We start from the raw sequence: 12522 nt of genomic DNA on the forward strand, positions 1-12522 counted from the left end.
GGTCAGGCCTGCGGCGCGTCCCCAGAGGTCCCGGCCCACGGTGACCGACGGCCCTGACCGGGACGTGCCGAAAGGCGGAGCGTTGAACGGAAGGAGGTGTCCGATGAACGAGCTGCACGTGTCCGACGTGATGACGCCGGAGGTCGTGGTCGCCACCGTGGACTGCCGAACGCGGCAGATCGTCGACGTGCTCACCGACTACGGGGTCAGCGGGATGCCCGTCGTCGACGAGGACGACCACGTGATCGGCATGGTGACGGAGGCCGACCTGATGCCCGAGCTCGCCGAGGCCGACGAAGGGACCACGGCCGCCGAGCGCACCGCCGCGCAGCTGATGAGCTCGCCGGCGGTGACGGTCGGCCCGGACGCACCGGTCCGCATCGCCGCCCGCCTCATGTCGCGCCATCGCGTCAAGCAACTGCCGGTCGTCGAGGACGGTTCGGGCCGCCTGGTCGGCATCCTCACCCGCGGCGACCTGATGCGCCGCACGATGCGGAGCGACGCGGCCGTGCAACGCGACGTCTTCGACAACGTCGTGCTGCCCGCCTTCGCCGTGGACCCGTCGCAGATCGCGGTCGACGTGACCGACGGCGTCGTCACCCTGGACGGCGCCGTCGAGCGGCGCAGCACCGCGCTGCGCCTGACCGCGCTGACGCGCACGGTCGACGGCGTCACCCGCGTGGTCGACGAGCTGAGCTGGCACGTCGACGACACCGCCGTACCGCGGCGGCACCCGCACGACGATTGACCGCTCGTGCCGCGATCGGGCGGGTCGTCCGGCGTGACCCCGGGCGGGTCCGCGAACGCCGCCCGGGATCAGCCGGTCGGGACCGGCCGCAGGCCGGGGTGCCGCGCCGGGCGGACGACCGCGACCGGGCACGCCGCGTTGCGGGTGAGCACGTCCGGCACGCGGTTCGGCCAGCCGGTGGCCGGCGCCCCGGGATTGCGGTCGCCGACCACGACCAGCGCGGCATCGGCCGAGGCGTCGAGCAGGCGGGCGGCCGGGTCGAGCCCGGGCAGGACGTCGACGGCCACCGGCACATCGGGGAACGCGACCCGCCACGCGGCGAGGGTCTCGCTGAGCGCGCGCCGCGTGTCCGCGTCGTCCGGCCAGGACCCGCCGTCGGGCCGCCGCACGAAGCACACCCGCAGCGACGTCCCGTGGCGGCGGGCGGCCTCGAACGCGTACGTCACCGCGGGCGAGCTCGACGCCGCGGGGTCGAGCCCCAGCAGCACCGGCCGGCCGCGGGCCTCCCCGGGCGGCGGTGTGTCCGCGCCGACGAGCATCACGGGGCAGCCGGTGTACGCCAACACGCGGGCCGCGGTCGCGCCGGCCGGGAGATGCCGGCCCGGCGGCGACGCGGGCGCGCCGCGCAGCGTCCGGCCGAGGACGAGCAGATCGGCCGAGCGCGATGCGCGGATCAGCGCCGAGGCGGCCTTTCCATCGACCACGTTGGCCCGCACGTCCAGGCCCGGATGGTCGCGCCTGAGCGCCTCGACGGCCGCGTCGACCAGCCGCCAGGCCTCGTCGGTCGCGTCGCGCACCACGCCGGGCGGCACCAGCAGCGCGTACGCCGCCCGTTCCAGCTGGGCGTGGATCAGGCGCAGGAGGCCGCCGTCCGCCGCCGCCTCCGCGGCGGCGAACCGGGCGGCGGCCGCGGCGGCCGGGGACCCGTCATACCCGGCGACGATCCGGCGTCGTGTCAGCATCTCGCCTCCTCGGTGATCGGGCCTCGGCATCAGGCGTCGAAGATGTGGCGGTGCTGCAGGTTCGCGTCGTCGAAGCCCCACTCGAGCTCGTCGGTGACGCCGACGACGCCGTCGACGGAGCGCACGAGCCGGACCGCGATCTGCGCGGTGCTGCGGCGGTCGACCTTGCCGTCGAGCAGGACGTGCCCGTCGGTGACGACGACGCCGGCCTCGAGCGGGTCGAGCAACAGCACGCGGCGCAGCACCCCCTCGACGATCTCGACCCGGATATCGTCATCTGTGCGCAGGTACCGGCGCAGCAGGTCGCGCCGCGAGACGATGCCGACCAGCTCGCCGTCGTGATCGAGGACCGGCAGCCGCTTCACGTTCTCCCGCTCCATGACCTGAGCGGCCGCGGTGAGGGTGGCCGTGGCCCGCACCGTGACGGCCGGGCTCGTCATGAGCTGCGCCGCGCTCTCGCCGGTCGCCTTCTCCTTCGCCAGCCGGGCGCGCCGCCGCTCGAACAGGCCGGCGTGCACGTCGGCGCCGTTGAACTCGACCTTGTGCAGCAGGTCCGCCTCGGACACCACGCCGAGCACCCGGCGGTCATCCCCCACGACCGGCACGGCGCTGACCCCGACGTCGACGAGCAGGTCGACGATCTGCTTGTACCCCAGGTCGGGCGTGACCGTGACCACGGTCTTGGTCATCACATCGCGTACCAGCAACGCGCTCATCGTCCTTGGTCCCTTCTCGCGCGGGCCCCGTGTCCCCATCCACGGTGTACCGAGGCGGAGCGACGCGCACGGGCCGAAGGTCCCGGGACGGCCGGGCCCGGCGCCCTTCGTGCCGCCGGTCCGCCTCGAGCGCGCCCCCGGCCGGCCGGTTCGCCGCACGCGCAGTCGCGCGGCGAACCGGGCGCCGGTCGCTCAGACCGCCTCGTCGGCGCCCTCGACCGCGGGTGCGGCCTGCCGCACCACGAGTGGCAGGCGACGCTCGTCCATCCAGGTCTGCAGCTCGGGGCCGGACTCGAAGCTGGCGATCATCGCGTACCGCGGCTGCGTGCCGGTGTGGAAGGCCGCGTGCCACAGCCGCTCGGTGTCCACCACGAACTGGGCGCCGCGCGGCAGCGGGATGCGGTGCTCGGTCGACGGGTCGTCGCGGTCCTCGCGCAGGATCATGTAGCTGTCCGGGTCGTCAGTCAGGTTGATCCAGGCGCGCACCACCCAGCCCTCGTCGTCCGGGTTGAGCCGGTTGTTGTCGTCCTGGTGCAGGTGCCGTTCGACGACACTGGCCTCGTCGGTGGACGGCCACAGCTTGATGATGCGGACCCGGCCGAAGCGGGCGCCGACGGACTTCACCCAGTCGCACAGCGTGGGTGCGAGCCGGGCGTTGGCGGTCCACGCGCCGTCCTTGTCCGGCAGGCCGTGCTCCCAGAAGCCCCGCGGGTCGTCGTCGCCCTTGGCTGAGGCGAGCACCGCGAAGTTGGTGTCGCCCCCGGACTTCCAGTCCAGGTACTTGAGTTGCTCCCATTCCACCGGGTCGAGAATTCCCGGGTACGGCTGAAGCTTGACGAATCCGGTCCGGTCGAGGTCCGGAAGCCTGTAATGACGGGTCTGCACAGCTGGCATTGACAACCTCCGTTTCGGGTTACGTCGCAGGCCCGCCTACCCGTGCCGATGGTGCCGACACGGACTCGCCAGAGGGTTCGGGTGTGAAGTCGTCAGCGCGCGCCGGGTCACCCCGTCGCCGGTGCGGCGCGCCGGCCTCACCCGCCGGCACCCATCGCAGCTCATCGGATGAGTTCGCGCACCCTCGGCGGCACGGGGCCCACCGAGCCCACGGCGTCCTCGCCCGGTCGCACCGGCCGGCGGGCGATGAGCATGACCAAATCGTCGATCGTCGCCGTCAGGAACCCGGCCGCGAACCCGGCCGCGAACGCGGTGACGAGCCACCTCAGGCGTTGAGATTCGGGACGCATCACGATCACTCCTTCGCGCCGACGGCGCACCGCGATCCCCGGTGCGCAGCTCAACCGTAGGCAGGCGGGCCCGGGCCGCGACAAGGCCGGAGCGCCCCCGCGGCCGGGTTCCACCCGGGGTCAATTCGGGGTCGATTCGAGGGCGAAAGCCCTACCGGGTGCCGCGCTCGGCGGGGAGTGTCGGAAGGGACCCGCGGTGCGGGGAATCCGCCATGACCATCGGATCGCGGCCGGCATCGAACCGGTGCCCGCACCACGGTCCGCAGGAGGCCATGCCATGAGTACCGACCCGCCGGTGGTCGTCGGCTTCGACGGCTCCCCGCAGAGCGTCAAGGCCGTCGCCTGGGCCGCCGGCGACGCGGCCCGCCGCAGGCGGGACCTGCGCGTCGTGCACGCGGTGCAGTGGCCCCCGGCGCACGGGCCGTCACCGGGACCGATGCCCGCGCCGTACGAGCGGGGGGTGCTGCGGGCGGCCGAGCAGGTCCTGGCCGACGGTGTGGCACGGGCGCGAGCCGTCGCGCCGGGGCTGAGCGTCACCGGGGACCTGCCCCTGCGGCAGCCGGCCGCGGCGCTCGTGGCCGCGTCCGAGCATGCCGGCGTCGTCGTGGTCGGCCACCGCGGCCGGGGCGGCTTCGCCGGCCTGCTACTCGGCTCCGTCGGCGTCGAGCTGGCCGCGCACGCCGCCTGCCCGGTCGTCGTCGTGCGCCGCACGGACGTTCCGGCCGGTGCCGATGCCGGACGGATCATCGTCGGCATCGACGGCCTCCACAACGCCGCGCACACGCTGCGGTTCGCGTTCGAGCAGGCGTCGTACCGCCACGCCGGCATCACCGCCGTACACGCCTACCTGTGGCCGTCCTCCAGCGGCCCGGGCGACATGGTGCCGCTGGTGTACGACCCCGACAAGCTGCGGGAGGAGGAGTACCGCGCGCTGTGCGAGTCGATGGGCGGCTGGGTGGAGCCCTACCCCGACGTCGGCGTCCGCCACGCCGTGATCCACGGCCGGGCCGCGGCGGTGCTGACCGAGCTGTCCGCCGGGGCCGAGCTCGTTGTCGTCGGCTCCCGCGGCCGGGGCGGCTTCACCGGTCTCCTGCTGGGCTCGGTGAGCCAGGCCGTGATCCACCACGCCGCCTGCCCCGTCGCCGTCGTCAGATAGGCGCGCGGCCGGGGCGTGTGGCGTCAGCCGGCCGGCTCGACCACCCGGACGGTGTCGATGCCCATCGTGGTGCGCACCAGCGCCTCGACGACCGTGCGCTCGGTGTCGTCGTCGAACGCGCCCTCGACGGTCGCGACGGTGCCCCGGACCAGCACCGGCCACTGGTGGCGCCCGTCGGCGTACACGTCCACGCGCCGCTGGGCCTCCCGCTGAGCGGCCCGCTGGGTCGGCAGCACGGTGCGCAGCACGTCGCTGCGGCTCACGACGCCGACGACGTGCTCCTCGACGACGACGGGGACGGTGTGCGCGTCGCGGTTCACCATCGCGTCCGCGACGTCGATGACATCGGCGTCCGGCCACGCCGACAGCGGCAGGCCCGACATCGCCTCACGTACCCGGCCGGCGGCCTCACCCGTCGCCGCGCCGGCCAGCCGGCGGCGCAGCACATCCACCTCGCTGATCATCCCGACCAGCGCCCCGCTGTCGTCGACGACCGGTACGGCGGTGAACGAGCGGTCCTCCAGCAGGGTCACCGCATCGCCGAGGGGCGCATCGGCGCGCACCGTGTGGGCCGGAAAGGTCATGATGTCCTTGACGTGCATCGGATGCTCCTTTCGTGCGGTTCACCCGCCGCGTGATCGCGGGACGCGCGCCGGTGCCGATCCGCCGTCGCTCAGGCGTTCCCCGGCGCGGCGGCCGGCTCGGCCGGCGGGGTCGCGGCCGGCCGTGGCGGGGGCAGGCAGTAGCGGACGGGAATCCGCCGCGGCACCGTCCGGGCGCGTCCACCGGTGTCGGCGGGTGCCACCACCGGCTGCGGGTGCAGGCCGCGGTACACCCGGCTCGGGGGCGTGCCGCCCCCGGCGACCATCTGGGCCAGGGCGCGCTCCGTGCCGATGCAGGCGTCCTCGACATAGTCCAGCCCGGCCGCCTCGGCGAGGCAACGCGCCTCGGCGCTGACGATGCCGGGTTGCAGCCAGACCGCGCCGGCACCGATCGCTGCCGCGGCGCGGACGATCCCGGGCGTCTCGTCCGGGCGCCGAAAGACGTCCACGATGTCGACGTGCGACGGGATGTCGGCCAGCCTGGCGTACACGCGCTCGCCGAACAGCCACTCGGCGTGCGGGTTCACCGGGATGACCCGCCACCCGTGCTCCTGCAGCATCCGCGGCACCCAGTGCGCCGGCTTGAGCGGATCGCGGGACGCGCCGACGACCGCGACGGTCCGCGCATCGGCCAGGACCTGCCTCGCGGTGCGCATCGGACTCACCTCCATTCCTCGCGCATTCCTCGCCCCGGCCCCACCACACCTCCACCATCAGGCGGGGCCGCGGCCACGTGCAATGCCGAAGGTCCCGACGTGCGGGCGAAGGTGCCTGCCGGGACCGTCAGGCGTGCGATCCGCCCGGGTGCGGGCGAACGACGGCGACCGGGCACGGCGCACGGTGCACGGTGGCCTGGCCGACCGAGCCCAGCAGCAGGCCCGCGAACCCGCCGCGGCCGCGCGCGCCGACGACCAGCAGCTGTGCCCCGGCGGACGCCCGGACGAGCACCCCGGCCGCCCGTCCGGCGGCGATGCCGGTCCGCACGTCGACCTCCGGGTACGTTTCGCGGCACCCGGCGATCGACTCGGACAGCACCCGGCGCTCCGCGTCCCGCATGCCGTCGGGTCTGTGGCGGCCCGCCACGATGCCGGCGGGCTCGAGGGCCACCGGCACCAGGTAGGCGTGCAGGGCGGTCAGGCCGGCGCGGCGGAACGCGGCCTGCTCGAACGCGAACCGGACGGCGTCCTGGGCGTGCCCCGACCCGTCGACGCCGACCACCACCCGGCCGGCGTTCGGGCCGTCGCCCTCCCGCGGCCGGACCACCACGGCGGGGCAGGCGGCGTGGGTGACGAGCTGCACGGCGGTCGACCCGGTCAGCAGCTCGGTGAAGCCGCCGGTACCGCGGCTGCCGACCACCACCTCGGCGGCGTGTCGCGACGCGGCCACCAGCGCGGGCCCTAGTCGCCGGGCGACGCTCTCGGTGGTGATCCGCAGCTCGAGACCGATGTCGCGGGCCTGCACGACCGCCTCGGCGAGCAGATGCGCCGGCGAGGTCTCGGCGGCCCGCGACCCAGGATCGGGTCCGGCGTGCCCGGGCTCGCCGCAGGCGTGCAGCAGGTGCAGCGGCAGATGCCGCCGGGCCGCGTCCGCGGCCGCCCACTGCAGGGCGCGCACCGCGTCCCGCGAACCGTCGACGCCGACGACGACGGCCGTGGCGGGGGCGTTCATGGGCCGGCCTCCGGAGTGTCCGCGGCGCTGCCCGAGGCGTGCGGAACACCGTCGGACCGTTCGTGGGCGATCATCACCGGGCAGTCGGCGCGCTGCAGCAGGTGCATGCCGACCGAGCCCAGCAGCAGGCCGGTGAAGCCGCCGTGGCCGCGGCTGCCGACGACGGCCAGCCTGGCCCGGCGCGAGCGGTCGGCCAGGACGTTGGCCGCGTCGCCGACGATGCCGTGGCACTCCCACCGGACGTCGGGGTGCCGCTCCCCCGCCGCCGCCACCTCCGCGGCGGCCGCCGCCGACAGCGAGCGGCGGGTCTGCGCCGTGTCGGACAGCAGCGGGGGCGCACCGAGCGCCGGCGGCGCGACCGGCGCCTCGATGGCCCGGACGGCCACCAGCCCGGACCGGCACAGCCCGGCCTCGGTGAACGCCACGTCCAGCGCGTGGTCGGCGGACTCGGACCCGTCGACGCCGACGAGGACGTCACCGGACGGGTCGGCGCGGCCCCGGACCACGACGACGGGGCACGTCGCATGCATCGCCACCTGCTGGCTGACCGAACCCAGGACGGTTCCGGCCGCGCGGTGCCGCCCCCGCGTACCGACGACCAGCAACGCGGCGTCACCGCTCTCCTGCAGCAGCACGTCGGCCGCGCGCCCCAGCACCGCCGTGCCCTGCACGGGTGTACCGGGCGCGACGGACTCCACGTCGCGGACCACGTCCGCCACGAGCGTCTCCGCCAGCTGGCGCGCGGTGTCGGCGAGCCCGCCGCGCGGCGCCATCACCGCCGGCACCCGCCAGTGATACGCCAGCACGATCCGCAGCGGCGCCCCGCGCCGGGCGGCCTCGGCCGCCGCCCACCGCGCGGCTCCCAGCGAGAGCGATCCGCCGTCAACGCCCACGACCACCGCGTCGCCCATCCACAACACCCCCGCCGAACCGTCCACCCCGCAGTTCCCCCGACGCCGCGGTCCATGCCGGACCGTAGCGGCTCACTCCGCGGCATCACCCCCTCGGCTCACCCCGCCTCCCGCGGATCCCGCGGCCCAGCGGGTAGAGGCCGGGGCATCACCGCCGCACGAGAGGTTGCCTGTCATGTACTTCGCCGACCGTGCCGAGGCTGGCCGAAGCCTGGGCGAGCTCCTGGGCGAGCGACTGCGGCACCTGCGGGTGCCGGACGCGATCGTGGTGGGCATCCCGGGCGGCGGGATGCCGGTCGCCATCGAGGTCGCCGCCGCGCTGGGGGCGCCGCTGGACGTCCTGGTCGTGCAGCGGCTCGGGGTGCCGTTCCAGCTGGATGTGACGACCGGGGCCGTCGCCCCGAACGGCGTGCTCGCCGTGAACACCCACGTGCTGCGCCCCGCCGGCATCGAGGCCGACGATCTGGCCGACGCGGAGGAGCACGCCCGGGAGGCGCTCGGCGAGCGGATGCGGCGCATCCGGGGCCGGCGCGCGGCGCTGCCGCTGCGCGGACGGCCGGTCATCATCGTCGACGACGGGATGACCACCGGCGCGACCGCGTACGCCGCCGGCCGCGCCGCCCGGGACCACGGCGCGACGTACGTCCTGGTCGCCGCCCCGGTCGCCAGCGACCGCGCGGTCGAACGGGTCGGCGCGGTCGCAGACGAGGTGGTCCGGCTGGAGACCCTGGCCGACGGCACCGCCGTCGGCGGCTACTACGCCGACTTCCCGCCGGTGCCCGACGACCGGACCGCGGTCCTGCTCGCGGGCGGCGGCAGGCCCGGCGGCGATCCGGCACCGGGCACTGCGAACACGCGGTCAGGCAACGCGCGGCCGGGCACCGCGCGAGCGCCGGGCCGGCTCGACGTGCCGCCGGACGCCGCAGGCCTGGTCATCGCCGCGTACACGAGCGAGAGCGCCGTGCACAGCCCACGCCACCGCCGCGTCGCGAAGCACCTGCGCGACGCGGGGCTGGCCACGCTGTCGCTGAACCTGCTGACGCCGCAGGAGGAGCTGGACTGGAACCGGGCAGGCGACGCCGGCCTCCTCGCCGAGCGGCTCATCGCCCGGCTTGAGCCGCTCGAACGGATCGACAGCATCCAGGGCCTGCCGCTCGGCCTGTTCGCCACGGGCACGGCCGCGGCAGCCGTGCTCAAGGTCTCCGCCGCGGCGGGACCCGACGCGATCGCGGCCATCGTGTGCCACGACGGGCGGCCGGACCTCGCCGGGCCGGACCTCGCCCAGGTGCGGGCGCCGACGCTGCTCATCGTCGCCGGGCGCGACCGGCACCTGTTCGAGCTCAACCGGTCGGCGCAGCAACGACTGACCTGCACCAGCCGCCTGCTGACGGTTCCCGGCGCCGGCCACCTGCTGCAGGAGGCGGGTGCGCTGCCGGCCATGACCGATCAGGTCCGTGCCTGGTTCGTGACCCATCTCGCGGGTGACCCGGCGGTCACGGCTCGATGACGTCCTCGATCGGCCTGCGGTTGGTGTAACAGGTGGTGGGCGCGTAGCCGAACCGCAGGACGAGCTGCGGATCGTGCAGGCGGCCCAGCGTCCGCCGGAGCCGTTCGCGGATCGCGGGCACCTCGATCGGCTGCGAGTACATCGCGGTGCTCAGCCCGAGATCCGCGGCGGTGAGCAGCACCCGCTGCAGCGCCATGCCGGCCTGGACGGCGTCCGCGGGCCCGTCGCCGAGCACCCCGAACACCGCCACGACCGGTTCACGGGCCAGGTCGCGGGTGGTGTCGTGCTCGGCGCCGCCGAAGTCGCGGCGGGCCAGCAGCTCGGCCGGGTGCGGTGCGGCGCCGGCGGCGTCCCGGTCGACGCCCTCCACCCGGTGGTCCGCCTCGGTGGTCCACGCCCGCAGCTCGGCCACGTAGGCGGGATCGGCGCTCAGCTCGGCGTCCGCGCTTCGGATCAGCGACGCCACGGCCTCGAGCGCCGGCTCGCCGACGACGAAGTCCAGCCAGCCGCTCTCCTGCCGCGCGGCCTCCGTCAGCTGGACCTCGAGACCACGGTCGAGCGGGCCTTCGGCGAACGGGCCGCGGTTGGTGTGCCGGCGGCGGATCTGCCGGTACAGCCGGCGCTCAACGGGCAGGGGCGGCCGACAGCCGGCCGGCGCGAGATGCACGAGCGTGTCGCCGCGACCGAGCCGCTGCTGGGCCGGCTCGCCGGCGTTGGCCAGCGCCAGCCGCAGGTTGAACGTGGCGGCCCCGCACGACACGCGCGCGGCGCGGCCCTGCGGGTCGCACACCGAGACCTGGCGGGTCCGGTCGAGGAGCACGTCGATGCCCTCGTCGGTGTACCGGAAGCGCCATGGCTGGGAGTTGTGGATGGACGGCGCCCACACGGCGTCACCGACCGCCGCGATGAACGTCTCGCGGTCCCAGGTCCGCGGCATCGTCGTCTGAGAATTCTGAAGGTTCTGCGAGTTCTGGGACATGGCCGTACCTCCGCTCCCGAAAGGCGCCGGCTGCTCCATACCCCACCGTGACACAGCCGGGTGCACGCCGATCAGGGCAGAAGGTCCCGAGCGGACCGTCGCATCCGCAGGTGATCGCGCCGGACGGCGGGCCGAGCGCGGCGCGGTGTCACCTGGCCGCGACGCCCAGCTCGTAGCCGTTGACCAGGTCGCAGTCGATGCCGATGACGCAGTTCATCGACGCGTCGACCCAGGGGTTGAGCTCGCGCTCGTACCGGGCCAGCCGCGCCTCGTCGAGCACGAGCCGGGCGGCGCCGGTCACCACCACCGTCCAGCCGATCTGGCGCTCCAGGTCGATCATGTCGGCCTCGTAGGCGACGACGACCGAACCGTCCATGGTGGCAGCGCTCGCCAGGCTGGTGCCGAGGTTGCTGCGGATGACGATGGTGTCGCCGTCGAGCAGGTGATTGACGGGTCTGATCGCGGGTAACGCTCGCACGGTGAACACGACCCGGCCGATCGGCACGGAGGCCAGCAGTTCCAGGCAACGTTCACGGCTCAGCGGTTGCAGCGCCGCCATCCGTGCCCTCCTTCCCCATTCACCGACGGATCACCGCCGAACTGTGCGGCACGTCCCCGAGGGACGCCAGAGACCAAAGACCCGGCTTCAGCGGGACCTTATGACCGCGCCACCGCACTTGACCCGCTCCGGGCCGCACCGCGCGGGCCGGGCCGCGCGGGCCCGCACCGCCTCAGCAGACCGCTTCAGGATATGACCGGCGCCCGGTAGGAACGCGGCTCATCCTCGGTCTTCGCGGAAAGATGGCTGACCACGTCGACCACCCCGTCGACCCGCTCGATCTGGCGGACCACGGAGGGGACCACCGAGCTGCGCTCGACCTCGCCCAGCAGCGTCACCACACCGTCGTCAACCTCGACCCGCATCTGGGAGCGCTCGACGCCGACCAGCCCGTCGAGGGCCTCGGCCAGGATCTCCCGGTGAATCTCCGCGTCCGAGCGCAGGAAGACCTTCAGCAGGTCGCGGCGGGTCACCATGCCGATGATCCGGCCCAGTTCGTCGACGACCGGCAGCCGCTTCAGCCCGGCCGCCTCCATGATCCGCGCCGCTGCCGGCAGCGAGGTCGTGCCCATGACGGTGACCGCCGGGGCGTTCATCAGCTCGCCCGCGGCGGTCGCGTGCGCCTTGCCGCGCGCCTGGCGCGTGTGGCGGGCCTCGAACAGCCGGACCCGGTCGTCGTCGCCGGCGAACTCGATCTTCGCCAGCAGGTCCGCCGACGACACGACGCCGACGACACGGTCGAAGGCGTCGACCACCGGCACCGCGTTGACCTCGTGCGCCTCCAGCAGGTCGACGATCTCCTTGAACGGGGTGTCCTCCTGCACCGACACCGCCCCGATGGTCATCACGTCCGCCACGTTCCACCGGCTCATCTGCGGCCTCCTTCGTCGTGTCATCACGTCGTCACGCCCCGACCGTATGACCGGGCCCGATCGGCGGGCAGGGCCCAACGGCACCGTCGCCGGGTGCCGTTGGACACCGTCCGCGCGGGGCCAGGACCGGTGCGCAACAGCGTGTGCGACCCCCCAGCCATAGACGGCGGTTCCCCGCCCACCACAGCCGGTTCCTCTTGGGAGGACAGCTTCCAACAGGCTCCAACCTGGAGGTTCGATCGCTATGCGGACCTGGTGTCACACCGCAGAGGGTCTATGTCCCGGCGTGGTCGTCTCAGAAGTCGTCATCGTCGATGAAGCGCAGGCGCGCTTGGCTGGGGATCCACGAAGTTGAACGTCCTGGCGCCAGTCAGCCGGACTGTGGACCTGGTCAATGCCTTACGATGTTGCGTCTGAATGCTGTGCCCATTTCGGCGTCCACACCCTTTCATCGGGTGTGTCGACTCGTCTGGAGCTGAGGTGGTCGCGAAGTTTGCTGAGCGCGGGATGCGGGTTGTCCTCGCGCCAGATCAGTGACATCGGGTAGATCGGTGCCGGGTCGCGCACCGGTATGCGCCGCAGGTCGTAGCTGTCGGGC

At 74.3% G+C, this 12522-nt stretch carries 13 protein-coding genes and 2 pseudogenes; 3 read left to right on the forward strand and 12 right to left on the reverse strand.

Annotated features, from left to right (window positions below):
* The first annotated feature begins 103 nt into the window (after positions 1-103).
* The gene (locus AB0367_RS27950) at positions 104-748 is read left to right on the forward strand and encodes a CBS domain-containing protein (RefSeq protein ID WP_366229421.1); all 645 of its coding nucleotides are present in this window, start codon (positions 104-106) and stop codon (positions 746-748) included.
* 68 nt (positions 749-816) lie between these two features.
* Here the strand turns inward: AB0367_RS27950 and AB0367_RS27955 are convergent, their stop codons facing one another.
* From AB0367_RS27955 to AB0367_RS27970, 4 genes are all read right to left on the reverse strand, one after another.
* Positions 817-1710 (reverse strand): universal stress protein, encoded by an 894-nt coding sequence (locus AB0367_RS27955; RefSeq protein WP_366229422.1) that lies wholly within the window; start codon positions 1708-1710, stop codon positions 817-819.
* Between the two features lie 29 nt (positions 1711-1739).
* Positions 1740-2426 carry a CBS domain-containing protein gene (locus AB0367_RS27960; RefSeq protein WP_366229423.1) on the reverse strand — a complete coding sequence of 229 codons (687 nt, stop codon included), beginning with the start codon at positions 2424-2426 and terminating at the stop codon, positions 1740-1742.
* A 192-nt stretch (positions 2427-2618) separates the two neighbouring features.
* Positions 2619-3320 carry a hypothetical protein gene (locus tag AB0367_RS27965; RefSeq protein ID WP_366229424.1) on the reverse strand — a complete coding sequence of 234 codons (702 nt, stop codon included), beginning with the start codon at positions 3318-3320 and terminating at the stop codon, positions 2619-2621.
* Between the two features lie 161 nt (positions 3321-3481).
* A complete protein-coding gene (locus AB0367_RS27970; RefSeq protein WP_366229425.1) occupies positions 3482-3670 on the reverse strand; it encodes a hypothetical protein in 189 nt (62 codons plus the stop codon).
* A 277-nt stretch (positions 3671-3947) separates the two neighbouring features.
* On the opposite strand from AB0367_RS27970, the gene AB0367_RS27975 reads away from it, so the two are divergent.
* A complete protein-coding gene (locus AB0367_RS27975; protein WP_366229426.1) occupies positions 3948-4826 on the forward strand; it encodes a universal stress protein in 879 nt (292 codons plus the stop codon).
* 23 nt (positions 4827-4849) lie between these two features.
* On the opposite strand, the gene AB0367_RS27980 is transcribed toward AB0367_RS27975, so the two are convergent.
* From AB0367_RS27980 to AB0367_RS27995, 4 genes and pseudogenes are all read right to left on the reverse strand, one after another.
* Complete coding sequence (locus AB0367_RS27980; protein WP_366229427.1) at positions 4850-5428, reverse strand: CBS domain-containing protein; 579 nt, start codon at positions 5426-5428, stop codon at positions 4850-4852.
* 290 nt (positions 5429-5718) lie between these two features.
* A pseudogene (locus AB0367_RS27985) lies at positions 5719-6084 on the reverse strand (CoA-binding protein); the annotation flags it as partial.
* A gap of 127 nt (positions 6085-6211) precedes the next feature.
* Entirely contained in the window at positions 6212-7096 is an 885-nt protein-coding gene (locus tag AB0367_RS27990; protein WP_366229428.1) for a universal stress protein, read from the reverse strand.
* Positions 7093-8007, reverse strand: a complete 915-nt coding sequence (locus tag AB0367_RS27995) for a universal stress protein (RefSeq protein ID WP_366229429.1) — start codon at positions 8005-8007, stop codon at positions 7093-7095. The genes AB0367_RS27990 and AB0367_RS27995 overlap by 4 nt, the downstream gene beginning before the upstream one ends.
* Before the next feature lie 175 nt (positions 8008-8182).
* On the opposite strand from AB0367_RS27995, the gene AB0367_RS28000 reads away from it, so the two are divergent.
* Complete coding sequence (locus tag AB0367_RS28000) at positions 8183-9514, forward strand: phosphoribosyltransferase family protein (RefSeq protein WP_366229430.1); 1332 nt, start codon at positions 8183-8185, stop codon at positions 9512-9514.
* Here the strand turns inward: AB0367_RS28000 and AB0367_RS28005 are convergent.
* From AB0367_RS28005 to AB0367_RS28020, 4 genes and pseudogenes are all read right to left on the reverse strand, one after another.
* Positions 9501-10451 carry a nitroreductase family protein gene (locus AB0367_RS28005; RefSeq protein WP_366229431.1) on the reverse strand — a complete coding sequence of 317 codons (951 nt, stop codon included), beginning with the start codon at positions 10449-10451 and terminating at the stop codon, positions 9501-9503. The genes AB0367_RS28000 and AB0367_RS28005 overlap by 14 nt on opposite strands.
* Positions 10452-10641: 190 nt before the next feature.
* Positions 10642-11052, reverse strand: coding sequence for a pyridoxamine 5'-phosphate oxidase family protein (locus AB0367_RS28010; RefSeq protein ID WP_366229432.1), 411 nt, complete (start codon positions 11050-11052; stop codon positions 10642-10644).
* 185 nt (positions 11053-11237) lie between these two features.
* A complete protein-coding gene (locus tag AB0367_RS28015) occupies positions 11238-11924 on the reverse strand; it encodes a CBS domain-containing protein (RefSeq protein ID WP_366229433.1) in 687 nt (228 codons plus the stop codon).
* A gap of 399 nt (positions 11925-12323) precedes the next feature.
* Positions 12324-12522: pseudogene (locus AB0367_RS28020) on the reverse strand (LysR family transcriptional regulator); the annotation flags it as partial.

It is taken from the genome of Dactylosporangium sp. NPDC051484 (assembly GCF_040689395.1).
In the GTDB taxonomy this organism is placed as follows: Bacteria; Actinomycetota; Actinomycetes; order Mycobacteriales; family Micromonosporaceae; genus Dactylosporangium.

Excerpts from the sequence above, each read along its gene's own strand:
- AB0367_RS28005 (WP_366229431.1), bottom strand. The coding sequence starts at position 10,451 with ATGCCGCGGACCTGGGACCGCGAGACGTTCATCGCGGCGGTCGGTGAC.
- AB0367_RS27960 (WP_366229423.1), bottom strand. The coding sequence starts at position 2,426 with ATGAGCGCGTTGCTGGTACGCGATGTGATGACCAAGACCGTGGTCACG.
- AB0367_RS27990 (WP_366229428.1), bottom strand. The coding sequence starts at position 7,096 with ATGAACGCCCCCGCCACGGCCGTCGTCGTCGGCGTCGACGGTTCGCGG.
- AB0367_RS27950 (WP_366229421.1), top strand. The coding sequence starts at position 104 with ATGAACGAGCTGCACGTGTCCGACGTGATGACGCCGGAGGTCGTGGTC.
- AB0367_RS28015 (WP_366229433.1), bottom strand. The coding sequence starts at position 11,924 with ATGAGCCGGTGGAACGTGGCGGACGTGATGACCATCGGGGCGGTGTCG.
- AB0367_RS27995 (WP_366229429.1), bottom strand. The coding sequence starts at position 8,007 with ATGGGCGACGCGGTGGTCGTGGGCGTTGACGGCGGATCGCTCTCGCTG.
- AB0367_RS28010 (WP_366229432.1), bottom strand. The coding sequence starts at position 11,052 with ATGGCGGCGCTGCAACCGCTGAGCCGTGAACGTTGCCTGGAACTGCTG.
- AB0367_RS27955 (WP_366229422.1), bottom strand. The coding sequence starts at position 1,710 with ATGCTGACACGACGCCGGATCGTCGCCGGGTATGACGGGTCCCCGGCC.
- AB0367_RS28000 (WP_366229430.1), top strand. The coding sequence starts at position 8,183 with ATGTACTTCGCCGACCGTGCCGAGGCTGGCCGAAGCCTGGGCGAGCTC.
- AB0367_RS27975 (WP_366229426.1), top strand. The coding sequence starts at position 3,948 with ATGAGTACCGACCCGCCGGTGGTCGTCGGCTTCGACGGCTCCCCGCAG.
- AB0367_RS27970 (WP_366229425.1), bottom strand. The coding sequence starts at position 3,670 with ATGCGTCCCGAATCTCAACGCCTGAGGTGGCTCGTCACCGCGTTCGCG.
- AB0367_RS27965 (WP_366229424.1), bottom strand. The coding sequence starts at position 3,320 with ATGCCAGCTGTGCAGACCCGTCATTACAGGCTTCCGGACCTCGACCGG.
- AB0367_RS27980 (WP_366229427.1), bottom strand. The coding sequence starts at position 5,428 with ATGCACGTCAAGGACATCATGACCTTTCCGGCCCACACGGTGCGCGCC.